The 20,495-nt window shown below is 65.3% G+C and carries 22 protein-coding genes; 3 read left to right on the forward strand and 19 right to left on the reverse strand.

The genetic code is table 11. The features are described from left to right. Positions 1-26: 26 nt before the first annotated feature. A complete protein-coding gene (gene mobH / locus ACF8MI_RS00780; RefSeq protein ID WP_012205994.1) occupies positions 27-1,880 on the reverse strand; it encodes a MobH family relaxase in 1,854 nt (617 codons plus the stop codon). Positions 1,881-2,177: 297 nt separating this feature from the next. On the opposite strand from mobH, the gene ACF8MI_RS00785 reads away from it, so the two are divergent. Genes ACF8MI_RS00785 through ACF8MI_RS00795 form a run of 3 tightly spaced genes read left to right on the forward strand, consistent with a single transcriptional unit; the run spans position 2,178 to position 3,340 of the window. Further along, positions 2,178-2,495, forward strand: a complete 318-nt coding sequence (locus ACF8MI_RS00785) for a type II toxin-antitoxin system PrlF family antitoxin (protein ID WP_008265574.1) — start codon at positions 2,178-2,180, stop codon at positions 2,493-2,495. After that, positions 2,495-2,953 carry a type II toxin-antitoxin system YhaV family toxin gene (locus ACF8MI_RS00790; RefSeq protein ID WP_012205993.1) on the forward strand — a complete coding sequence of 153 codons (459 nt, stop codon included), beginning with the start codon at positions 2,495-2,497 and terminating at the stop codon, positions 2,951-2,953. The genes ACF8MI_RS00785 and ACF8MI_RS00790 overlap by 1 nt, the downstream gene beginning before the upstream one ends. 27 nt (positions 2,954-2,980) lie before the next feature. After that, positions 2,981-3,340: a DUF3742 family protein gene (locus ACF8MI_RS00795; RefSeq protein WP_008264713.1), complete on the forward strand. Its 360-nt coding sequence runs from the start codon at positions 2,981-2,983 to the stop codon at positions 3,338-3,340. 6 nt (positions 3,341-3,346) lie between these two features. Here ACF8MI_RS00795 and ACF8MI_RS00800 read toward each other — a convergent pair whose 3' ends face one another. The 18 genes from ACF8MI_RS00800 to traD all read right to left on the reverse strand — a co-directional run bounded on the left by ACF8MI_RS00800 (position 3,347) and on the right by traD (position 20,494). Continuing rightward, positions 3,347-4,870, reverse strand: a complete 1,524-nt coding sequence (locus ACF8MI_RS00800; RefSeq protein ID WP_008266205.1) for a conjugal transfer protein TraG N-terminal domain-containing protein — start codon at positions 4,868-4,870, stop codon at positions 3,347-3,349. A gap of 15 nt (positions 4,871-4,885) precedes the next feature. Then, positions 4,886-5,257 carry a hypothetical protein gene (locus ACF8MI_RS00805; RefSeq protein WP_392517306.1) on the reverse strand — a complete coding sequence of 124 codons (372 nt, stop codon included), beginning with the start codon at positions 5,255-5,257 and terminating at the stop codon, positions 4,886-4,888. Continuing rightward, the gene (locus ACF8MI_RS00810; RefSeq protein ID WP_392517307.1) at positions 5,254-6,660 is read right to left on the reverse strand and encodes an integrating conjugative element protein; all 1,407 of its coding nucleotides are present in this window, start codon (positions 6,658-6,660) and stop codon (positions 5,254-5,256) included. Before ACF8MI_RS00810 ends, ACF8MI_RS00805 begins: the two co-directional genes overlap by 4 nt. A gap of 10 nt (positions 6,661-6,670) precedes the next feature. Continuing rightward, positions 6,671-7,618 (reverse strand): TIGR03756 family integrating conjugative element protein, encoded by a 948-nt coding sequence (locus tag ACF8MI_RS00815; protein WP_012205991.1) that lies wholly within the window; start codon positions 7,616-7,618, stop codon positions 6,671-6,673. Continuing rightward, positions 7,615-8,061: a TIGR03757 family integrating conjugative element protein gene (locus tag ACF8MI_RS00820; protein WP_392517308.1), complete on the reverse strand. Its 447-nt coding sequence runs from the start codon at positions 8,059-8,061 to the stop codon at positions 7,615-7,617. The genes ACF8MI_RS00815 and ACF8MI_RS00820 overlap by 4 nt, the downstream gene beginning before the upstream one ends. Before the next feature lie 164 nt (positions 8,062-8,225). Continuing rightward, positions 8,226-8,720, reverse strand: coding sequence for a DNA repair protein RadC (gene radC, locus ACF8MI_RS00825; protein WP_012205990.1), 495 nt, complete (start codon positions 8,718-8,720; stop codon positions 8,226-8,228). 178 nt (positions 8,721-8,898) lie between these two features. Continuing rightward, positions 8,899-9,663, reverse strand: a complete 765-nt coding sequence (locus tag ACF8MI_RS00830; RefSeq protein WP_392517309.1) for a DsbA family protein — start codon at positions 9,661-9,663, stop codon at positions 8,899-8,901. 15 nt (positions 9,664-9,678) lie between these two features. Continuing rightward, positions 9,679-12,588, reverse strand: coding sequence for a conjugative transfer ATPase (locus tag ACF8MI_RS00835; RefSeq protein ID WP_012205988.1), 2,910 nt, complete (start codon positions 12,586-12,588; stop codon positions 9,679-9,681). Then, the gene (locus ACF8MI_RS00840; RefSeq protein ID WP_012205987.1) at positions 12,588-13,037 is read right to left on the reverse strand and encodes a TIGR03751 family conjugal transfer lipoprotein; all 450 of its coding nucleotides are present in this window, start codon (positions 13,035-13,037) and stop codon (positions 12,588-12,590) included. The genes ACF8MI_RS00835 and ACF8MI_RS00840 overlap by 1 nt, the downstream gene beginning before the upstream one ends. Continuing rightward, positions 13,018-14,427, reverse strand: coding sequence for a TIGR03752 family integrating conjugative element protein (locus ACF8MI_RS00845; RefSeq protein ID WP_392517310.1), 1,410 nt, complete (start codon positions 14,425-14,427; stop codon positions 13,018-13,020). Before ACF8MI_RS00845 ends, ACF8MI_RS00840 begins: the two co-directional genes overlap by 20 nt. Continuing rightward, the gene (locus ACF8MI_RS00850; RefSeq protein ID WP_026383919.1) at positions 14,417-15,346 is read right to left on the reverse strand and encodes a TIGR03749 family integrating conjugative element protein; all 930 of its coding nucleotides are present in this window, start codon (positions 15,344-15,346) and stop codon (positions 14,417-14,419) included. Before ACF8MI_RS00850 ends, ACF8MI_RS00845 begins: the two co-directional genes overlap by 11 nt. 5 nt (positions 15,347-15,351) lie before the next feature. Then, positions 15,352-16,044, reverse strand: a complete 693-nt coding sequence (locus tag ACF8MI_RS00855) for a PFL_4703 family integrating conjugative element protein (RefSeq protein WP_012205984.1) — start codon at positions 16,042-16,044, stop codon at positions 15,352-15,354. Continuing rightward, positions 16,041-16,451 (reverse strand): TIGR03750 family conjugal transfer protein, encoded by a 411-nt coding sequence (locus tag ACF8MI_RS00860; protein ID WP_012205983.1) that lies wholly within the window; start codon positions 16,449-16,451, stop codon positions 16,041-16,043. Before ACF8MI_RS00860 ends, ACF8MI_RS00855 begins: the two co-directional genes overlap by 4 nt. A gap of 13 nt (positions 16,452-16,464) precedes the next feature. Next, complete coding sequence (locus ACF8MI_RS00865; protein WP_012205982.1) at positions 16,465-16,824, reverse strand: TIGR03745 family integrating conjugative element membrane protein; 360 nt, start codon at positions 16,822-16,824, stop codon at positions 16,465-16,467. Positions 16,825-16,840: 16 nt separating this feature from the next. Then, positions 16,841-17,074 (reverse strand): TIGR03758 family integrating conjugative element protein, encoded by a 234-nt coding sequence (locus tag ACF8MI_RS00870; RefSeq protein ID WP_012205981.1) that lies wholly within the window; start codon positions 17,072-17,074, stop codon positions 16,841-16,843. Continuing rightward, positions 17,071-17,454, reverse strand: coding sequence for an RAQPRD family integrative conjugative element protein (locus ACF8MI_RS00875; RefSeq protein WP_012251136.1), 384 nt, complete (start codon positions 17,452-17,454; stop codon positions 17,071-17,073). Before ACF8MI_RS00875 ends, ACF8MI_RS00870 begins: the two co-directional genes overlap by 4 nt. 98 nt (positions 17,455-17,552) lie before the next feature. Beyond that, entirely contained in the window at positions 17,553-18,314 is a 762-nt protein-coding gene (locus tag ACF8MI_RS00880; RefSeq protein WP_012205979.1) for a TIGR03747 family integrating conjugative element membrane protein, read from the reverse strand. Then, positions 18,311-20,494, reverse strand: a complete 2,184-nt coding sequence (traD, locus tag ACF8MI_RS00885; RefSeq protein ID WP_012205978.1) for a type IV conjugative transfer system coupling protein TraD — start codon at positions 20,492-20,494, stop codon at positions 18,311-18,313. The genes ACF8MI_RS00880 and traD overlap by 4 nt, the downstream gene beginning before the upstream one ends. Position 20,495: the final 1 nt, after the last annotated feature.

Here is a 20,495-nt window from a genome sequence, read left to right on the forward strand (position 1 = left end):
GATAGATGATTTTCATATCTTGATCTTCATAGGCCGGGAAATTTCATTGAAAATAGATATGGGTTATTTGGAGGCGTAAATTCGAAAACCATTTCTGGTTTGATAAGTAAATAGCCATGTAGCTTCCTCGATTTTCTGGCGCCTGTGACTTCGCAAGTCCAGATGTTCAGGCCACTTGGTTGCTTGCGATGCAATTGCAGTCGCTCGAAGCGCTTCTGCACCCACTGCCAATCCTGCAGGTTCTCCTGTTTGGCCAGTTTGCCTACCTGCGGGTGTTCCTGCGCATAGCGCTGGAACACGCCAGGGCTGACCAGGTAGGCGGTGTCGCTCACGGTATGCACCAGCGCTTTCGCATCGTTGATAATGAGCCGCCGCGTGGCGATGCCATGTTTCAGCCACGCCATGAAGTGCTCGCCGGATGGCTGTGTCGTCGAGGACGTGAAGGCCGGTGACGAAGGCGCAGCGGCGGCCAAGGGCGGCTGGGTCGCATCGGGGAGAGCTGCGGGTACTTCGTCCGGGGCGGTTTCCACATCCTCGGTGGTTGACGAATCCCCCATTCCCACCATCGCCAGCATGTCCGCCATGACGTCGGGGCTGGCCTGGGCCTTGGGTGGAGAGGCCGAGACGATGCCACTACCTTCCGCTGGCGGAGCGTTTTGGTTCTCGGAGGCGGACGCTGCGCCGTCCGCAGAAAGCGTGGCCGCTGCCTCGGCAGCTTCGCCCGCCAGTGCCGCGTCGGTCGTCACCGTCCCGGCAAAGGGCGCTGGTCGCTCACCAGATTCCCAGATCAGCGCGGGTGCCAGCCGTAGCAACGTAAACAAGTGGGTCCAGCCGGTGGAACTGGTCACGGTAGCGCGCCAGATCGCTTTGCCGTCCGGCGTGGGCTGCAACATGCCGTGATCCTGCAGCACGTTGAACACGGCGGTGTTGTTTGCCGGGATACCGTCAACGCCCTGCGACAGCAGGTGCGCGCGCAGCTTGTCGGAAACTGTCTTGCTCACCAGCCAAAGCGCGCCATCGGTGAGCCAGCCATCGGAGGCTTCGGGCTGGTTCAGCTTCAGCTCCTCCTTGAGCAGGTAACGCAGCCCTTCCAGCAGCTTGCGTTGCAGCGCGTGCTTGGGCGCGGCCATGGCGCGTGTGGGGTCGCCGCCCAGTTCCTGGGCCACGGAAGCACGGTCGGCCTGCACCACCAATTCGCCCAGCACGCCAGCGTGCTCGTACTGCCCGGCCAGGACGTAGAGCAGCGGTGCCCACAGCGACGGATAGCAGCTGAGCCAATCCAGGACTTCACGGTCAAGCAGTTGCCGGTAGAGCAAGCCTGTCGCGGCGCTGTGGAGCCGGTACTCGCGATCGTCACGGTAGCGGAAGCGGTATGGTTGACGCAGCGGGCCGTGCCACGGATGCCAGGTATTGCCGTCGGCTAGCTCGACGTGCAGATCGACAGCGATCTTGCCGACGTCGTGCAGTAGCGCGGCATAGGCAACTGCAGCGGTCCAGGCTTCCTCCTGCGCCGCTTGGTCCTCAGGACTGGCGCCAATGGGCAGCAGATGGGACTGCCGCAGCTTCAGGCTGTAGGCGACGATTTCGAGACCGTGGTCGAGCATGCCTCCCGGGTAGGCATGGTGATGCGCCTCGGAGGCCGGGAAGGCCTGGACCAGCTCGGCGTAGCGTTCCAGGGGCGTGCGGTACAGGGTGGCGAATTGCCTGCGCGAGAGCGAGGTTCGCTGCCAGATGTGTTCCAGCAGCTTCTGCCGGCGCGGTGTCGCCAGCAGCGATGCGGCCGATTCCGGTTGCAGCAGCCCTTTCGGGAGATCGGTGACGGGTGCTGGCGACGGAGCGGCAGCGACCGGAGGCCGTTTCCGCTGGAACAGAGAGAGCATGTGGGTGTCCTGGTGGCGGGCAAGCGGGCGGCCTTTTCGCCTTTTCGGGTAGGGCCTTTCCCCTTGCACCCCATTCCCTTGCCATTTCGGCCCTTTACAGCCTTTGGGTATAGGGCGACGGGTGCCGGCCGTCCACCTCCAATACGAGTTGCGGCAGGCCGGATTGATGCAGGAAGGCTGGCTGTTTACGCCTTACGATGGACCGATTCTTGGACTCGGGAGAACGCCGTGAGACCTCAGATTGACAAAGTAAGGGAATTTCCTTACCGTGCGGGTATCGCAATCAGGAGAGCCACCATGCCTGCCATTCACGAAGTTGCCACGCTGACCTCCAAAGGCCAGATCACGCTGCCCAAGTCCATCCGGCAGGCGCTGGGGGTGGATACGGGCGGCAAAGTTGCGTTCGACCTGCGCGGCGGCGAAGTCGTCGTGACCCGCGCTGATGCCGAGCACGAGGACCCTGCCATTGCCGCGTTTCTGACCCTGCTGGCCCGCGACATTGAAGCGGGCCGAAATGTGCGTGGCCTGCCCGAGGATCTGGCTCGCACCATGCTGGAGCACGCTGGGCACAAGGTGGACCTGGGCGATGATTTCGATGAGGACGTGGAGATCTGATGCAACAGCATGGCTGGTCACTGCTGTTCCACGACAACCTGATCGAGCAGATGATGAAGCTGCGCGCGGCCGTGCTGCGCGCCCAAGAGAACGACCCGGAAGGGTTCGGATCGAACGCCAACGTCAAGTTCTTCCGGGCCTTGGTCCAGTTGATGCAAGACGTGGTGCCGAGTGATCCGGCGCGCGACGAATACCGCCAGGGCAACACCATGGGATCGGCCTATCGCCACTGGCGGCGGGCCAAGCTCGGAAGGCGATACCGACTGTTCTTCCGCTACGACTCGAAGGCCAAAGTCATCGTGTACGCCTGGGTCAACGATGAGCAGACTCTGCGGTCTTCGGGAAGCAAATCAGACCCGTATGCCGTGTTCGAGAAGATGCTCGGGCGCGGGAACCCGCCGGACGAATGGAGCGCATTGGTACAGGCAAGCAAGCAGGATTGGAGCAAACTGGAGTAGCGATTTCACATGTAGCAGGTGACGACCATGAGCACGACGACCCGCATCAGCACCGCAGAACGCCTCGGCCGCAGCTTTGGCCGTGGGTGGCGCGCCTATGCGCGTGGCGAACGGCGGGCGTCGAACTGGTTGGTATCCAAGGGCGTGCCGATGGCAGGTGCCACCGTGCTGCTGTGGACGGTCAAGCTGGTTGTGCTGGGATTGCTGTTCTATGCAGTCTTCTGGATGGCGCTGCTACTGGTGTTCGTCATGGTGGTTGCCTGGATGGCGCGCAATGCCGACTTGAACGATGAACTGCCCGAACCAGAATGGCGAAACGGGCCTGCCGGATTCGGCCTGTACACCTACGATGGTTTTCGCATTGACCCTCATGTCCAGGACGATTAGCTGTGCTCACTTCTTCGGCACCGCGCTGATTGCGGTACTTCCTCCCTTTCCGCCAGCGGCCTTGGCATCTCCGGTAGCTCCAGCCAGGCCTTGTAAGACGTTACCGGCGCGAACGCCCGCCCAAGCCAGGGCCATGATCCAGAACGTAGGCAGCACAATAAACATCGTTCCCGTGACGAACATCAGGAGCATGTCGCCAAAGGCGTTGTTCAGCCCCACCAGCGGGTCGAAGTTGCTGTGTGGCCGGTTCCAGCCGAAGCCCCAGCCGTAGAGCGCATCGAGGATGGTGCTGTCGATCCAGCGCGCGAGCTGGAACCAGAAATCGACGAAGAATAGCGCGAACTGCACGACGCTCACGGTAACGACGGTCTTCAGGTCGTAGGTGCCCACGACCAGCACCAGCGGGATGCAGATGACCAGCGCCATCTTGAGCAAGGCGAGCACCATAGGCAGCGCCTGGCGCACCACGTCCATGGCGGGAAACGCGGCAATCGCGCCGAAAGCCATGCCGACGTCGCCCGTGGCCCGCGTTACGATGTTCGGCAGGGTCTTGTCGATCTGACCGCCGTAGTCCGTATAGACGCTGCCCTGGTTCAGTTTCTGCTGCCTCGGCGAGGCGATGGTGCGGATCACCGAGTCGTCCACATCGGCACGGGTCAGGAATCCGGCCCAGCCCGCCAGGCGATTCAGCAGGCTTGGGTTTACCTGCCCCAGCAGGCGTGCACGCAGGCCATTGCTGCCATCGGCCCACCACTGCCTGCAGGACGGATAGCCGCCACCGCTGGCCACCTGCGCAAGCCCAGCATCACGGTTGCTGTCGTAAGGCCAGTCATCGCGTGGTGTGCTGGAGCGGTAGGTGTCGTAGTAGCCGCCCGTGTCAGTGAAGAAGCGCGAGCCGATCCAGGTCACGTCGTGCATCTGCGCCTCATCGAGGTTCGGGCGCTGCATGAAGAGTTTGGCGCGCGCCGGTCCGTAGCAGTCGCGCGAGAAATCCGCCACTTCCTGAGCCAGCACCGGGTTGTCGATGCGGGTCGCGTCGATCTCCATGCGCATCTGCCGCAAGTCGGTGCCGCAGGGAATCGCCGCCACAGAGGCACCGGTCACTGCTCGCGAGAGTGTGTGCATAAAGGCCCACCAGACGGGCACCTTCGCCGACTGGTTGTTGATAGTGCTGAAGGACTGCGACCAGCCGGTATCGGTGGGCTGCGGCACGCTGACCTGGCATTGGGCCGAGCGCGAGCTGTCGTAGCGGATGGTGTTGAGATCCACGTCGATGAATGGGATGCCGGCGAACATCACCACCACGATGGCGACGAAGACCCGGTTCTCGATGCGCGCAGCCGAGAGCACGCCCTTGTTGCCTTCGTCGGCGCCTTCCGCGCGGGCCTTCAGCCACTCCTGCACGATGATGGCAATGAAAGGCAACGCGAATACACCGCTCGCCACCAGCACGGCCCAGATGCCGTTATGGACGATCCACGACACCAGCGTCAGGTAGTACTCCAAGTAGTCGGTGGTGAAAAGCGTCATGACCCCGATCTCCCCTCAAGCGGCCTGCAGCAACAGGCTGGCTTCCAGCGCCACAATGGCGGCGACGCCAGCGATCTCGCTGCGCAGCAGTCGCCGCCGCGCCTGCCTATCCGCCCCGCGTTGGGCCTCACGCGCCAGCAGCCGGCGACGCATCCTGACCCAGCCGTAGGCGGTTGCGCCATACAGGCACAGCCGCCACACCAGGAAGTAGCCCGCCGTGGCCGTCAGCCAGCGCTCCCAGTTGTCAATGCTGCCGACGAGAAAAATGCCGACGATGTTGGCGCCCACGGCAGCGGCGACGAGCACCACCGTCCACAGCAATGCCTTCGCCGCGCGCCGATTCAGCAGCCAGCGCGGGCGCAGCCAACTGGCGCGCGTCGGGTTCATGGGTTGCCTCCCGGATTGCCCTTCTGGAGCCGGTCAAGGCGGTCGGGAATGGGATCGCCTTCGTAGATGCCACGCGAGCCAGCCGCGCGCGTGCCGTGGCGCTGGATGATGGCCATGGGGGAGTTGTTCGCCAGCTCGCGGCGCAGCTCCAGCTCGGTCTTGAGGTTGCGGATTTCCTGGTCGAGCGTGTCGCTCTCGTGGTTCACGGCCTCGACCGCCAACTGGTTCGCCGCGACGTTGGGCTCCTTCTTGCCGGTCAGCAGGGTGCGCTGGAGCAGCAATGCCTTCTCCAGCACCGACGCCAGCGCGACCTCCGAGGCCAGGCGCCGCGCCAGCAGGTCTTGATCCGGCTCGTCGCGCAGCGCCTCGATGACGCCGCGTGTGATGGGCAGCGAGGTGCTGCCAGCCGCACGCAGGTTCTCGAAGGTGGTGTTGCGCGTTCCCGAGACCAGTTCCTGCAAGGCTTCCAGCTTTGCCTCGTACTCCTCCTGGATCAGCGGCGTCAGCCCGACGCCGGGCACCGTTTCGGTCTTGGTGCAGGCATCGCAAGTGCGCTGCACCTGTTCGCCGAGAACCCGTGTGGCCCATTCGGTCGCCTGCTGTGGCGAGGTCCAGGTCTGGCAAGACAGACTCGCGCAACTGGCGGCAGCGATGGACGATGTGTCGGTCACGCTGCGGCCGTTGACCAGGTTGTAGCCTGCGCGGGTGACGTCGCCGACCACGCGGATGGCCGACTGGCCTGCGCCGCCCGCATTGCTACCACCCACCCAAGGCACGCCGTCGTTGCCGCGGCGCGTCTCCGCCTGTTCAATTGCCGACACGGCATCCGTGCTCGACACCGCATCGCGCAGTGCCATGCCTTCGGCCATCTGGCTCCAGCCGAGTTGTCCGCCCGCCGTGTCGGCCATCTTCTCGGCCATGGCACGGCAGGTCAGCTTGGATCGGTCGAAATCCAGGCGCGCCTGCAGCACGCCGTTGGTCAGCAGGTTGTACAGGCCGGGATCGGCGCGCTGGATGATCAGCGCAGGCAGCGATGCCACCGCGCTGGTGGCGCTCTGGATCACGTTGCTCATGATCTGCTGAAAGCCGTTGGTGACGCCGTTGAGCTGGTTGCGCAGCGTGGTCTGGATGCTCATGTCGCCGCAGATCAGGTTGCTGTTCCAGCCCACGCCAACGCCGATCGAGCGCATGCCGGCCACGCGGCCCATGGACACCGCGATGCCGCCGCCAATCGAATACATCACTTCGTCGCCGATCACGGAGCCGCCGGTCTGAAATCCGGCCTGCGCCCACGCCAGGCCGCCGTCAAGAACGAGTGCGCCAGCCAGCAGCCCAGCCAATACCGTGGGACGCAGCAGGCGGCACGCCTTGGTGGAGAGGTTTGTCAGTTCAGGACGCTTCATCGCCGTACCCTCATTGGAAATCGACGCTGCCGAGGAATACCTGGCCGCGACGTTCGCAGCACGCATAGGGCCGCCACAGCGCCCAGGCGTAATCGCCCTGCTGCGCCTGGGTCAGGAAGCCGCTGCGCGGGAACACCGTGCAGGACGAGGACAGGACGGGCGTGAGTTCCTGCCACTTGCCCGTCGAGGCATCGCCTTCCATCAGCGCGCCGGCAGGCCAGTAACCGGGCCGCGAGTTGGCGAGCAGCGGCTGATAGACGTGAATCTGCCCACGGCGCGTGACGACATCGCCGGCGCGCTGGGCCACCACGGCGCCGGCCTTGTGGTCGTCGGCCTGGTGCAGGAAGCCGCCGCGCGGATAGACGTTGCCCCACAGGTTCATCGTGGTGCGCGCGCCGACCTCGCGCCTGCCCGGAATTAGTGCCTCCGGGTAGGCCATCTCCGGCACGTTGTAGCGCCAGGCCAGTGTGTCCAGGGTGCTGAGCAGATACGGCATGAACGCCGTGCCCGCGCCCTCGCAGAAGTAGCCCGACGATGAGACGAACTGGTTGAACACCTCGACGCCGGGATGGCCGATGACGTCAGCGTTCTTGAACTTGGCGAGATTGTTTTCGTGGTCTTCGTTGGTGGTGCCGTCCCCGCCGGCCTGCGCGGATGGGTTGGGCGCGCTCATCGCCCGGACTTCGACCCAAGGGTTCTCGCCGGTGTTGCTGTAGCTGGAGACGACCGCATCGGGGATGTAGTGGCGGACCTTGATGGATGTGCGCACCGTGCAGCCCGTCCAGGTGCAGTAGAGCCAGTAGCAGATGCCGACGACGCGGTATTCGAGGCAGTCCGGCGATGCCACTGAGCCAACGATGGTTGCGGTGTTGAGGGCGTAGCTGCCCGTGGCGCTGAGCAGCAGCACTGAGACCACGCCAGCACGCAGGCGGCGCATCCGCTCGAAGGGTCGGGTCATGGCTGCGGCCTCCGGTGTTGCTCGATGCGCGCGACGGCACGGGCCACGTCCGGCTCGCCATAGACCACGTAACGCTGATCCACCACGACCGCCGGGATGCTGGTGACGCCCAGGCTCCATGCGTCGGCGACGCCCTGGTATGCGGAAGCAATGCGGCGCTGGAGGTCGGCACCGCCGTTGTTCAGACGGCGCTTGACGATGGCCGTGGCCTGCTCAGGATCGGCGGGCAGCTGTGCGGAAAGCTTGGCTTCGATGCGCGGGCCTTCATCCAACTCGATCAACCGCTCGCCACCCATGGTCTTGACCGGGTGGCGGCTGTCGGTGACGACCACCACATCGGCGGCGAAGGTGGCTGGGCTGAAAACGGCCAAGGATGCCGGCAGTGCAACGGCCAGGCCAAGGGTTCGCCAGCCGGATGCGAAGCGGAATAAAGATGCTGGCATGTCGCGTACCCTGGAAGTTGATCAGAGCCATAGTCGAACGCGAACCCGCTGCCGCCCCAACAAACAATGCGCATCGCGGGCACCCCGCATACCTGTTCGGTGCTGCCGCATGGAAAAAAGCGGAGGCCGAAGCCCCCGCTGTGATCAGTGAACCACGGGCCTTCCTACAAAAGACCAGACTCGGCGAACGAGTACGGTGTGCCCTGACCAATCACGAAATGGTCAAGTACCCGCACGTCGATAAGCGCCAAGGCCGTCTTCAACTGCTCGGTCAGCAAGCGATCCGCATTGGATGGCTCGGTGGTGCCCGAGGGGTGCTGATGGGCGAAGATGACCGCAGCGGCGTTCAGTTGCAAAGCGCGTTGCAGCACGACACGCGGATAAACCGAGGTCGCATTGATCGTTCCATGGAACATCGGCTCCACGGCCAGCACGTCGTGCATGCTGTTCATGAACACGACGACGAATATCTCATTGGGCTCGGCGACCAGCTTCAAGCGAAGGTAGTCCCTGACCGCAGCGGGCCGTTCAAGACGTGGCCCTGCTTTGAAAACCCGTCGCTCCAGCAACACGATGGCTTGCTGGACGATCCAGTCCTCGTTCTGAACAGAAATATCGGAAAGCGACTCCAGGCAGGAGTCATTGATGACGACAGACATGGCGAACCTCCAGGCAGGGAAATCGGAGGGCGCACATGCCCCTGGAGGGCAGGCCCTCCAGGGAATGGAACAAGGTGCATCCATCACCGCAGCAGCGGTGATCGTTCGCGGCCAGGATGCGGGGCGAACGGGTAGCGGTCAGCGCAGCGTGCTGCGCCGTAGCCTCAATGACCGCGGGCTACCTGGGCATGTCGCCGACGACGTCGGCAGGCATTTCCGTAGTGGGTGAAACGACCGGATCCTCAGCTGCCAGCATGTCCATGGCCGACAGCAGTGCATCGCCTTCGATAGGCCCCTGCAGCAGGATCGCCTGGCTGGTCTGGCGATCGTGTAGTCGCAGGGATGGCGTCGCGGTCACGCCGCCCTTGGTGGCTTCCTCGGCCTGAGCGCGAATCAACGTTTCGGGCCGCTCGCTGGCCAAACACTGCTCGACGGCTGGGTTTAGGCCGGGATAGCGCAGGCCCTCGGGCAAGCCCAGGCCGTCACTGCGCGTGTGCGCATAGACCCATTCAATGGCCTGCCAAAAGGCCACATGCCCGCCACTTTCGGCGGCGCACTCGGCCAGGCGTGCCTCGGCAGAGGCGGCCGGTTCGTGCGCGGCCAGCGGCTGGTGCTGCCATTGCAGGGCTACGTCCGCGTTGGCGCCCACCCAGCGTTTGAGTTGCGGAAAGTACTCCCGGCAGAACGGACATTCGAGGTCGGCATAGAGCGTCAGCGTGAACCGGCCCTGCGCGTTGCCCATTTGCCAGGGCGGCCCGGCCACCTGCGCGGTACTGACCGGCGCGGGAGCCAACGACGCGGGTTCGCTGGGTGCGCGGGACACGAGCCAGATCAGCAGCAGCGCGATCAATCCAGCGGCCAAGAACCAGGGCCAGCGCTTGCGCGAGCGCCGATGGCGGAGCGCCTGGACTGGCATCGGAATGGAAGGATGTTTCGGTTTCACGGCAGTCTCCGGCGGCTATTGCGGCAGGCCCAAGGCCGGCGACTCGATGCCGCGCGCCTGGTCGATCTTCTCGGCCACCTTGAAGGCCGCGTCGAGTTCACTGATGCCGTGCTGTTGCATGAGTTGGTAACGCTCGGCTTTCTCCTCGGGTTCGGTCTGCGCAAGCGCGAGATAGAGGCTCGGTGGCACGGCCCGAAACAGCACTTCCAGGCTCTTGGAGAGGATGACGCCCTCGGTGAACTTCCCGGCTTCCTTGCGCGCCGAAAGCATCAGCGCCTTCTGCGCAGGCGAGAGTTCGCGGAAGCGGGCGATCTTCTCCACCTCATCGGGTGGCATCGACAGGCAGATCCACCACTCGATCATGTTGAGCATGGGCTCTGCGGCGCGCGGCAGATCGTCGATGTTTTGTGTGGCGAGCCAGAACCAGGCCCCCAGCTTGCGCCACATCTTGGTGATCTTCACCACGTAGGGGGCGAGCAGCGGGTTCTTGGTGATGATGTGCCCTTCGTCGGTGACGTTGATGATCGGGCGGCCCAGGTACTGATCGCGCTCGGCAATGTTGTTCACCGTGCTGATCAGGCTTATGTAGGCAATGGAGAGCTGCGCGTTGTAGCCCTCGCGGGCATAGGTCGCCAGATCGACCAGGGTGATGTCGGCCTCGGGCCACGGCGAACCGTCGCGGTCGAACATTTCACCGTCCGTGCCTTGGCAGAACATGTCCATGGCGTCGGCCATCTCCAGCAGTCGCACACGCCGCATTTCCGGCAGCGTCGGGTCCTGGCTGCGCGTGCGCAGCGCATTGCGCACATCGCGCGTGAGCACGGTGCGCTTCTCGCCATCCTTGCTGTGGCAGTGTTCTGCGGCATCGAGGATGCACTGACGGATCAGCGAGCGGTCGGCCCGCGTCATCCGGGCTTCTTCCTTGTCTTCGCCACCGGTGATCATCAGCCTCGCGGTGATCTCCAATTCGCCCAGTACGTCGCGCTGCTCATCTGCCTCCATGGCCACAGCATCGGGCGGCAGGTCTTCGTCCAGGGCATCGGCGTCGAGCGTCTGCACGTCGCTGGGCGTCTCGATCAGCCGGCGCGCATCCGCGAACGGCGCCAGGGTAACGCCCGAGCCCGGCGCGAGCTTGACCCGGTTCACGGTCAGGCCCAGGCGCCGGGCAAAGTCGCTGAACAAGCCAAAGCTGTTGCCGGCCTCGACAATGAACAGGCGGGGTCGGTAGATCGCCGTGACCTGATTCAAGAGGTTGTTGAGGGTCGCCGACTTGCCCGAACCCGTCGGGCCGAACAGGAACAGGTGGGCGTTCATCTGCCGGTCCAGGCGGTTGAGCGGGTCGAAGGTGATCGGCCCGCCGCCGCGGTTGAACATCGTGATGCCGGGGTGCCCCGTACCCTGGGCGCGGCCCCACACCGGCGAGAGGTTCGCCGCGTGCTGGGCGAACATCAGTTGGGTGTACCACTTGCGCCGATCCTGGCCGGGGTTGTAGCAGCACGGCAGCCAGCGCAGGTAGCTGTTGAGCGGTGCCACCTCGTCGTCCTCGCGCACCGGCTGCAGGCCAGCGTTGAGCATGACGTTCGCCAGATCCAGGCCGCGTCGGTCCAGTTCCGCCTCATCGCGCCCGCGCAGGTAGAACGCCAGCGTGCCGCGATAGAGCTTGTGCGCGCTGCCGATCAGGGAACGGGCTTCATGCACGTCCTTGAGCGTCTGCTCCGACGCCAGGGTTTCGCCGACCGCTTTCTTGGCCAGGTGGTTCAAGTCCGCCTCAAGGACATCCTGCGGCGTGGCGACCATCGTCAGGCAAAGGGTGGTGTCCTCGGGCATCTGGTCGAACAGCGTGTTGATGGCATCGCCTTTGCGTGTCTCGCCGGTCAGGTGCCCTGTGCCCGGCGGCATGCGCAGGCGGTCGGTGATCAGCACGCGGTGCGGCAGGCCGTCGAAATGCCAGGTGCCCTGCGCCACGTCGGAGCGCGGCTGGCCGAAGAACAGCCGCTGGCTGAAATCCCGCCCGCTCGCCAATTCGATCTCGCCGTCTTCGCCGGCCTCCGTACTGTCGGGGTAGCGCGCCAGCGCATAGAAGCGCTCCCTGTCTTCGGCCCCAGGCCCAAGCAACGTGGGACGCGGGTTGAACCAGCGCAGCAGCCAGTCGTGAACATCCGCAGCCACCATGCGCCGGGCCTGAATGCCGGCGTTCGCCAGTCCGCCGCACAGGCGGTCGCAAACGATATTGAGCATCTGCTCGGGCGTCTGCCCGCGGCGGCTGTTTTGCCCTTGGCCGGTCACGCGGCGATAGACCACCATGCGCACACGCCGGGTCTGGCCGCGCCAGCGCAGCCGTGTGACCACCGTGTCCTCGAACAGACCGCCCGGCTTGGCCACCGCGCGCAGGTGATGGCCGAAGAAGCGCAGGTAGAACTCGGTGAACGCCGTCTCACGGGCGCGCGGCTGCACATAGTCGCGCAGGGTCTGCATGTACTGGTCGAAACTGGGCTCGTCCTGAGCGTAGAGCTGCAGCACCCAGGGGTTCTCATCCAGTTCATCGAAACTGTCCTGCAGCGCGTTTTCCAAGGCATCGCGGGCCTGCGCGAGCCAGCCAGGTTCCCGGCCTTCGGTGCCCAGCGGCACCAGCTCGTAGAACGCCGCCACCGATTGCCCGTCCTCCAGCAACATGGCTTTCGACTGCGCCAGGAACTCCACCCAGGGCAGCAGTTCCACGAACGACGGCGCAACCTCGTACAGCGCCTGCTCGTCTGCCAGGGTCGCCGGCCTGCGGCCTTGCACCGCCGTGCCGGGTTCGGGGATGCCGGCCTGGCGCAGTGCCTCGACGTGGCGTTGCCAGCCGTCCGGCTGCTCGTCGTCGTCAGCATCGGATGCGGCCAGCTTCGGCGCGGTCGGCTTCGGTCTGGGGATTTTCCAGCGCATCAGTAATCCTCCACGCGCTCGCCTGGCATGGCGTACTGCACGCGCTGGTACAGCGGGAACACGGTCGTATAGCCCGGAATCGGCACTGGGTCGGTGCCCGCCAAATGCGGATACACGTACATCACGAGATCGGGGTTGGGCAGGCGCTGGAACTGGCGGTAGACCTCGTTGCGCGCCGTGCGCGTGTAGCGCATCTGCTCGGCAGGCGCGGCCTGCACGTCCATCTCGGTCAGCGGCCTGCGCAGGCTCTGGCGCGCATCGAGCAACTGCCTGCGCGCTACCTGGCCGGCACCACCGCCGCCGTCGCCGGCGTTCTGCTGCCAGATGTTCATCATCGTGCTGTCTCCGTGGGTCAGCAGCTTTTCCTTGCTGGTGGCGCAGCCACCGAGCAGCGCGACGGCCAAGGCCAGCGCCAGGCCCTGAGCCCAGCTATTCAAGTTCGAGGGCATGGCTTTCTCCTGCGCGGTGATCGACCTTGCGGCCTTCGGGATCGAAGTCGATGGCGAGCGGCTTTTCGAGGTGGACGGCGACCTTGGCACCGGGCTGCACATAAACGGCAGCGAAGGCCTGGCCGTAGAGCTTGTTGACCCAGCTCGACATGTCCTGGACGCCGCTGGCGAGAATCCGGCCCACGGCTTCCTGGCCGCTGATGCCCACGCTGCCGATGGAGCCGTCGGCGCCGACATAGGATGCCCTGCCACTGTCGGATTCGATCAGCGAGGCCACGCCAGCCCCAGCCGCCGTGATCAGCGCCTGGGTGCCGAGGTACTGCTGCGCATTGCTGCGCCGCTCGCCGCTGACACAGGGAATGCCGTGCGGGTCGCTGATCCAGCCCAGGCCGTCGCGTTGTTGGTTGTTCTGCTGGTTGCCCTCACGATCCTCGGGGATGGTGCGGATGGTCCCGTCATGGAACACGAAGGTGATGCTGCGCACCTGGCCGCGCACGCAGGAGAGCGTCCAGTCGCCCGATGCGGTGCCGGAGAACACGGCCCCGGCCACATCGGGAATGTCGATGCCGTTCGCGGTCAAATTGTCAGGCCCGACCAAGACCTTGAAGGGGTATGGATCGTTCACCGTGCCGTCGATCGGCACGCGGCCAATCAGCGCCGTCATCGCCACCGACCCCATCAGCGTCGAGTTGGTCGGCACGGTATAGACGGGCGTCGGGCTCTTGACGCCTGCCGCGCGTGCGCCCGCGTTCGCCACGGTTTGCGCTGTGGTTTCCAGCGTGCTCTGTGCGGAACCGAAGCTGGTGGGGACGCTTATGCCGCCATTCGACCTGCCACGCCCGTCGCTTTGTTTCGCGTCATCCGGCTCCACCCAGCGCATACCGCCTTCCATGCCGGCCTCGTCGCCGTCACGCAGGCCCAGCCCCACCGGCAAATCGGCATGGCCGCCGCCACGCCCGCCGATGCTGTCCAGGCGCTGCTGCAGGTCAGCGAGCAGCCCCTCGGTCTGCTGGCGCGCGCTGGCCGCCTGCTGTTGGTCGCGGCGCAGGTTGGAGCGCTCGGATTCGAGGGCGGAACTGATGCGTTGGTCGATGGCGTTCTCGCGCTGGCGCAGTCGCTGGTTCTCCTCACGCTGCGACCTGTTGTCGGACAGCGCGGTCTGAAGCTCGGTGCGCAACTGCTTCACCTGGGCAACCAGCGTCGCCACGGTGTCGCGCGGGGTGTCACCCTCGATGCCCAGCGCCTTCATTTCTTCCGGCGTAAGCCTGCCGCCGCCATCCGCGACAGGCGGTGCCGACGCACCGCCACCGGAAAACAGCCGGATGGCGACAAACAGCACCAGCAGGGCCACGGGGATCAGCAGCCACTTCAGGAGTCCGTTACTGCGCATGGCGGGCCTCCCTGTCGTCGCTGGCTGCTGCTTTGGGCTGCGGGAGATGCACAGCGGGGTCGAAGCGATGGATCGCCGGCAGCAGCGATTGCGCGAGGCCGTGCCCGCGCGTCACCAGGTACAGGACGGTGGTGTCCTCGGGGGTTCCGCGCGGGCCAAGCGCCTCGTGCTGGAAGGTGGCGGTGAGGAAATCCCCTTGCAGCACGCGCGGGTCGAGGCTGATCCAGTCGCTGCTACTGTTGGTCAGGCGCACGGCAGTGACCCACTGGTCTTCCAGGCGCCACGAGGCGAGCGCGACCGCGCGTGCCGGCAAGGTCGGCATCAGCGTGCCGAGGTCGAGGTCGCGGCGCAGGTTGACCCGCATGACGCCTGGCAAGGCTTCCACGGTGCGCAGCGGTGCGTAGAGGTTCTGCGCAGCAAAACGTGTCAGCACGACGGGGATTGGCGTTTCGCGCCGCGCCGTCCGGGTGCCCGCCTGCTCCTGAGCGCGTGCATGGGGCGCATCGGCACCGTCAGGCTGATCGCCATAGCGCGCTGTTGAGTTGTTGCCCTCGACGATTCGCACCGGTTCCAGCTCGGCTTCGCCGTCCTTGGGCGGCTCCGCCGCAATGTCGAGCAGGATCAGCGCGCCGGTGTCGGCGTCCTGCAATTGCAGCCGAGTGGGCTCGATCGGCTCGCTGGCGCGCAGGTACACCGCGCCGCCCGCGCTCTGCACGCGCAAGCGCTCACCGACGCCTGCGGGAACGCCCACGCGGACGTTTCGGTCGATGAACACGATGCGCTCCTGGCCGACCTTCAACGGCACCGCCAGCGGCATGCGCTCCCAACGCAGGATCTCCACCGCCTGGACAGCGGGGGACACGACCACTGCGGCGGCCACGGCCAGCAGCCCCAGCAGCGCGAGTACAGGATGCTTCATGGGCTTCATGGGGAATTACCTCCTTGAGGCGCTTGCGGCGTCAGGCCACCAGGCACCGGGCGCGTCGGCTCCGGTGCGCTGATGCGCTGGGGCGTGCCCTCGTAGCAGTCGATCACCAGGCCGAACGGGTTGCGTGCGGGATCGACGTCCACCCGCGCGACCTTTACGGGGTAGCGCACCAGGGCGCGTTTGACCTGCTCGGCGCCGTAGTACTCGTCGGCGCTGATGTCCAACGTCACCACCCAGTCGCGGTCGGAGATCACACGCACGCGCGCCGTGGGGTTGTCGCCATAGCTGCGACCGGGGATTTCGTAGATGCCGCGCACCCGCTGGCGCAGTTCGCCGGTGCTGCGGCGGTAGTCGTAGTCCGCCTTGAGGAATGCCTGGCAGGACGGGGTGAGGTACGGCGAGAGCGTATGGAGGTTGCGCGGGTAATCTTCTTCGCCATTCGTCGGCCAGCGGTTGAGGGTCTGGAACACGTAGAACGTGAACGCATAGACCGACTCGGGCGGCACTTCCCACCACTTGCGGGTACTGCCGGAGCGTAGGTCAGGCGGGACGTGGATGGTCAGATCGCGCGGTGCGCTCCACCAGCCGCCGCCCATGACCAGGGCGACGATGACCAGCGCACCCGCGCCGAGGCGCAGCGTCTTGATGTGCGCCTGCAGGTGGGTGATCTCGTTCTTGAAACGGCTCATCGCGCGCCCCCGTGCATGCCCCTGCGGATGGTCCAGAAGCCGGAGCGCGAGATCAGCACATGGCCGCCCACCCAAGCGGCCATCAGCGGATGGCGCGTGGCAATGCGCCACTGCAACTGCCGGTACAGCCAGGTGTCGGGACGCCCACGCTTGAGACGGCGCAGGATGCCGCCGCCGATGAAAACGCCCAGCGCCACGCCCAGGACAACGAAGGTCGGCGCGATGGCAATGGTGCGTAACACCCAGGACAGCGGCGCGCCAACCACCAGGCCGGCAGCGCCGGACAGGCCGCAGCAAATCCACAACTCATCGGCAGTGAGGCCGCGCACGACCACCGGGTGCCTGTTGAGCCGGTGTGGAAGGAACGTGACTGTCCCATCGGCACGGACATGCTGTTGCTCGGACATAGCCCGTCCTCGCTTACAGGATGCCGGTGGCTTCGGTGAGCAGCCAGATGCCGATCACGAGCAGGACGGCGCCGATGGCGACCGTGAGACCGAACTGCCCCCAAGTCTTGCGACCGGTGTGGATTTCCGCGTAGGTGCCGTAGGCGTGGTAGCACACGCCAATGAACATCGACGCCACCACCAGGAGGGCCACGAGCATGATGATGTCGTAGCCGTAGTTCCTGATTGTTTCCATGATGCCGCTGCCGGCGCCGCGGGTCGGGTTTTCCAGCTGCGGCAGACCTTGCGCAAACGACAGCGCGGGCAGCGCGGCGGCACCCAGGGCGACGGCGGCGCGTTGGACAAAACGAGTAGTGAGGATGCGGTTTGGCATGGTCAATCCCTTCAGGTCAGGAGAGGAGGAAGAACGTCATGACGAGGTACATCGCGACGAAGCGGATGCAGACGCCGAGGAACTGGCGTTGGTTGAGGCGGTTCTCGGCCCACCCCACGTAGGCCGTTCGGATGGCCCAGACGCCCCAGACGAGCAGAACCGCAAACACGATGCCGACCAGAACGGTCGCCATCGCGGACGGCGCGATACCGCTGTTGGCTTGAAATGCCGAGACCTGGGCGCCGTTCATGGTCTGCCCTGCGCAGTCGTCGGCAGCGATGGCGGGGCGGTCCGCTCGGTGCGGTACTCACCAGCCAGTTCGGAGAGGTCGCGTGGCTGGGCGCGCGACGGTGTGAGATGGGCCTGGATGCCGGCGCGCACACGCGCCAGATCAGCCAGCAGTCGTGGGTAATCGAAGTGGTAGCGCTCGCCCGGCTGGATGGGTGCGTGTGCAGCGCCATCCGCGATGGTGCGCTCCAGCGCGTCGAGCTGGCGTAGCGCGGCAACCAGCTCCTGGCGCTGTGCCGGGGATTCGGCCAAGGCAACCGGGAACTGACCCATCAGCAGGGCCGTCACGAGAAAAGTTGGCACGCCGCGATGCGCGGCGCGCAGCCAGATCGGAGCCAACATCGCGCCATTCCTGTGTGATAAGCAATGGCTTGATCGTGGCGATCAAAGGCGTATCAGGCCGCAAACAATAAGAACCTGCGGATGACCGGATTGATGGCCTAGAGGTACTTCTTGAAGCTCCCTGCAGTCAGGCTCACGGCCAGCCCCAGCAAGCCGGCGCTGGGCAGCAGGATCAGCAGCGGATGCACCGAGATCGGCAGCGCCAGGTACGTGACCCAGGGCAGCACGGCCAGCGGCATCAGGCTCGCTTTCGCTCGGTGATAGATAAAGCCGGATTCCCGGCCTGCGCCGAACCGGCGCACATCCCGCCGTACCAAACCGTCGATCAGGCCGACGAAAGCGGCCGTGAAGATCAGCGGCAGCGTGAGCGCCAGGACCAGCAGGCGCACGAGGAAAGTAAGCGTCGTGAAGGCTGCGGCGATCAGGTAGCTCTCCGTCCAGACATAGACCTGGCTGATGAAGTAGCGGAAGTTGCGCCCTCCGTCCTGGTTTTTCCCCTGGCTGGGCGCGCGGGCGCGCTCGGCGGTCTGGCTCATGCGCTCCAGGAGCCCTGATCGCACGAACACCCATTCATAACCCGTGTCCACCAGCTCGTGCGCCGTTCGCCCCGGCTCCTGCACGACCACGCTGCGCGTGAAATGCTTGGACAGGTGCCCCAGCTCGTACTGCAACATTTGCTGGGAGTGCTGCCAGCCCTGGTCTTTCCAGAACAGGTGCATGCCGATGCACTCCATCAGGATCGAGAACAGCAGCGAGCCGACCAGCACCCCGAGCAGCCGGAGCGGCAAGGTGATGGTGCCGACGATCAAGCCCTGGCGGCGGTTCTGCTCGCGCTGCGCAGTCGAGGCGGCATCGCTCATGGCGCGGCCTCTTCGCTGGCCGTGTCGCCCGTGCCGGTGGTGGGTGTGGCGATGGCCGTCTCATCGAGCAGATCGTCCGGCAAGGCCGCGTCCTGCAAGACCGGGGAGCTGGTGAACTCCCACCACTGCGTGGCCTCGCTGTAGCTCTGGCGCATGTGCCCGGCCAGTTGCTGCAAGTCCGCCGGCATCACTTCATCCGGGTCTGGCGCCGGCAACGGCATACGCACCTTCCAAAGCTGACCGCCCTGCAGCAGCGCGAAGCACTGGCCTTTGGGCAGGCCGACGATGTGCGATGGCTCGATCATCGGCACGCTGGACATGCTGATGCGGTCTTGGGTGTTTGACGTAAAGTCTGTCGCTCCACGAATATCGGAGCTGTCGGTCGCGCCGCTGACGATGGTGGTCGTATAGACCTCGACCTTCGGCAATTGCCGGGTCAGCAATTCAGCGGTAGCCGTCTCGCGCACGCGCAGCATGAACAGGTTGTTGAAGTTGCCGATCACCTGACCGGCCTTCGCGCGGTTGCCAATGCGTGCTTCGATGTCCGAGAGCGTCTGTGTGTACGCGGTGACTTGCAGGCCAGCGCCGCCGCCCTTGTTGATCAGCGGGATGAACTCGTCGCCCATCAACTCGTTGAACTCATCGGCATGGACGTTGATCGGCACGCGCGAGCCAGCCGATGCGCCCGGCAGGCCGTCGTCGATCCCGTGCTTGTAGATGTGGCCGGCGACCGAAACCAGGTCGGAGAACATGGAATTGCCGACTGCGGCGGCGACCTCGGCGTCGGACAGCGCATCGAGGCCGACATAGACCACGGCGCGCTTTCGGATGACCTGCATCCAATCGAAGATCGGGCGTGGGTCGGCCAGGTCGGAGTAGTTCGGGGCCAGAAGCTGGGCGATCTTGCCGCTGGTGAGCTTCTCCAGCAGCGGCAGCAGCGATGCGACGATCTTGTCGAAGTAGGTCTTGTCGTAGCGCACTGCCGAGCGCAGGCCGTCGAGCACCGGGTCGTAGTTGCGCGCCTGCGAGAGGTACTGCTCCAGCGCCACCACGCGCTTTTCGCGCCCGATCATGTTGCGCGGGATGTTCTTCTCGTTGAGCTTGGCCTCGATCTGGACGATGACCTCCCAGGCCTTGGGCTCGGTCTTGGCGAAGTAGTGTTGGGCGTACTCGATGAACAGCGCGTCGATGTTGATCACATGGCGCTGGATCAGCATGTAGTCCGGGCGCTGCCCCAGTTCCACCAGGGCGCGGGCGATGATGTTGACGAAGCGCCACGCAAACTCGCGAAATGCCGCGCTGTTGCCTTCCCCGGAGAGCTGCCCTGCAACACGGGTGGCCACCTCGCTGATGCGCCCAAAGCGGCCCACAGCGTTGTAGCGCGCGGAAATGTCGGGCCAGCCCAAGTGGAAGACATAGAACTCGCCCTCGCGCCCCGCGCGCTTGGCCTCGACGTACACTCGCTTCAAAAGATCGGCGTCGCCCTTGGGGTCGATGACGATGACGACCTCGTGCTCGCCGTCGGCGTTCTTGCGCCGGATGTCCTGAGTCACGAACAACTCGGCCAACCGCGTCTTGCCCACGCGCGTGGTGCCCAGCACCAGCGAATGCCCGACGCGCTCACCCAGCGGTAGGCTGACGTCCACCTCATCGGGTTCGATGCCGTGCAGGCGCGGCAGGCCGCCCACAGGCGGCAGCGGGCGCACCGGGTTGAAAGGCACATCCCAGCCCGTGAGCGCAGGTAGCCGGGACAGCGGGAATGGCGCGAACTCCAGCCGTTCCTCCAGCCTGCGCGCCAGCCGGTAGGCCGGCGTCAGCTCGACGTAGCGGCGAAATTCCGGTCTGTATGTCTGCATCAGCCGATGGGTATGTTTCTGCTCCCACAGAAATCCGCGTCCCACGAACAGACGCTGCTGGCTGACCGGCACGTCCTTGCTGGTCATCACATAGCGCGGCAAGCGGCGAATGTTGCGTCGGTAGCGCAGGATGACGCGGGCATCGCGGTAGCGGATGGCACCGTAGATGCAGAACGCCAGCGCACTGCCGACGCCCATGGCGGGGCTCAGCGCGAGCGACCACGGGGCCACCAGGGACAGAAACGCGGCGCCTGCACACGCCGCGACGGTATAGAACTCCACCGCTGGGCGCAGCAGAACCTCGACCGGCTGTTTCCCCGACATG

Source organism: Pseudomonas sp. yb_9 (genome assembly GCF_043103635.1).
Classification (GTDB): domain Bacteria; phylum Pseudomonadota; class Gammaproteobacteria; order Pseudomonadales; family Pseudomonadaceae; genus Aquipseudomonas; species Aquipseudomonas monteilii.

Excerpts from the sequence above, each read along its gene's own strand:
- ACF8MI_RS00850 (WP_026383919.1), bottom strand. The coding sequence starts at position 15,346 with ATGAAGCATCCTGTACTCGCGCTGCTGGGGCTGCTGGCCGTGGCCGCC.
- ACF8MI_RS00880 (WP_012205979.1), bottom strand. The coding sequence starts at position 18,314 with ATGAGCGATGCCGCCTCGACTGCGCAGCGCGAGCAGAACCGCCGCCAG.
- ACF8MI_RS00790 (WP_012205993.1), top strand. The coding sequence starts at position 2,495 with ATGCAACAGCATGGCTGGTCACTGCTGTTCCACGACAACCTGATCGAG.
- ACF8MI_RS00810 (WP_392517307.1), bottom strand. The coding sequence starts at position 6,660 with ATGAAGCGTCCTGAACTGACAAACCTCTCCACCAAGGCGTGCCGCCTG.
- radC (WP_012205990.1), bottom strand. The coding sequence starts at position 8,720 with ATGTCTGTCGTCATCAATGACTCCTGCCTGGAGTCGCTTTCCGATATT.
- ACF8MI_RS00840 (WP_012205987.1), bottom strand. The coding sequence starts at position 13,037 with ATGCCCTCGAACTTGAATAGCTGGGCTCAGGGCCTGGCGCTGGCCTTG.
- ACF8MI_RS00805 (WP_392517306.1), bottom strand. The coding sequence starts at position 5,257 with ATGAACCCGACGCGCGCCAGTTGGCTGCGCCCGCGCTGGCTGCTGAAT.
- ACF8MI_RS00820 (WP_392517308.1), bottom strand. The coding sequence starts at position 8,061 with ATGCCAGCATCTTTATTCCGCTTCGCATCCGGCTGGCGAACCCTTGGC.
- ACF8MI_RS00835 (WP_012205988.1), bottom strand. The coding sequence starts at position 12,588 with ATGCGCTGGAAAATCCCCAGACCGAAGCCGACCGCGCCGAAGCTGGCC.
- ACF8MI_RS00870 (WP_012205981.1), bottom strand. The coding sequence starts at position 17,074 with ATGAACGGCGCCCAGGTCTCGGCATTTCAAGCCAACAGCGGTATCGCG.
- ACF8MI_RS00865 (WP_012205982.1), bottom strand. The coding sequence starts at position 16,824 with ATGCCAAACCGCATCCTCACTACTCGTTTTGTCCAACGCGCCGCCGTC.
- ACF8MI_RS00785 (WP_008265574.1), top strand. The coding sequence starts at position 2,178 with ATGCCTGCCATTCACGAAGTTGCCACGCTGACCTCCAAAGGCCAGATC.
- traD (WP_012205978.1), bottom strand. The coding sequence starts at position 20,494 with ATGTCGGGGAAACAGCCGGTCGAGGTTCTGCTGCGCCCAGCGGTGGAG.
- ACF8MI_RS00815 (WP_012205991.1), bottom strand. The coding sequence starts at position 7,618 with ATGACCCGACCCTTCGAGCGGATGCGCCGCCTGCGTGCTGGCGTGGTC.
- ACF8MI_RS00875 (WP_012251136.1), bottom strand. The coding sequence starts at position 17,454 with ATGTTGGCTCCGATCTGGCTGCGCGCCGCGCATCGCGGCGTGCCAACT.
- ACF8MI_RS00845 (WP_392517310.1), bottom strand. The coding sequence starts at position 14,427 with ATGCGCAGTAACGGACTCCTGAAGTGGCTGCTGATCCCCGTGGCCCTG.
- ACF8MI_RS00795 (WP_008264713.1), top strand. The coding sequence starts at position 2,981 with ATGAGCACGACGACCCGCATCAGCACCGCAGAACGCCTCGGCCGCAGC.
- ACF8MI_RS00860 (WP_012205983.1), bottom strand. The coding sequence starts at position 16,451 with ATGTCCGAGCAACAGCATGTCCGTGCCGATGGGACAGTCACGTTCCTT.
- ACF8MI_RS00855 (WP_012205984.1), bottom strand. The coding sequence starts at position 16,044 with ATGAGCCGTTTCAAGAACGAGATCACCCACCTGCAGGCGCACATCAAG.
- mobH (WP_012205994.1), bottom strand. The coding sequence starts at position 1,880 with ATGCTCTCTCTGTTCCAGCGGAAACGGCCTCCGGTCGCTGCCGCTCCG.
- ACF8MI_RS00800 (WP_008266205.1), bottom strand. The coding sequence starts at position 4,870 with ATGACGCTTTTCACCACCGACTACTTGGAGTACTACCTGACGCTGGTG.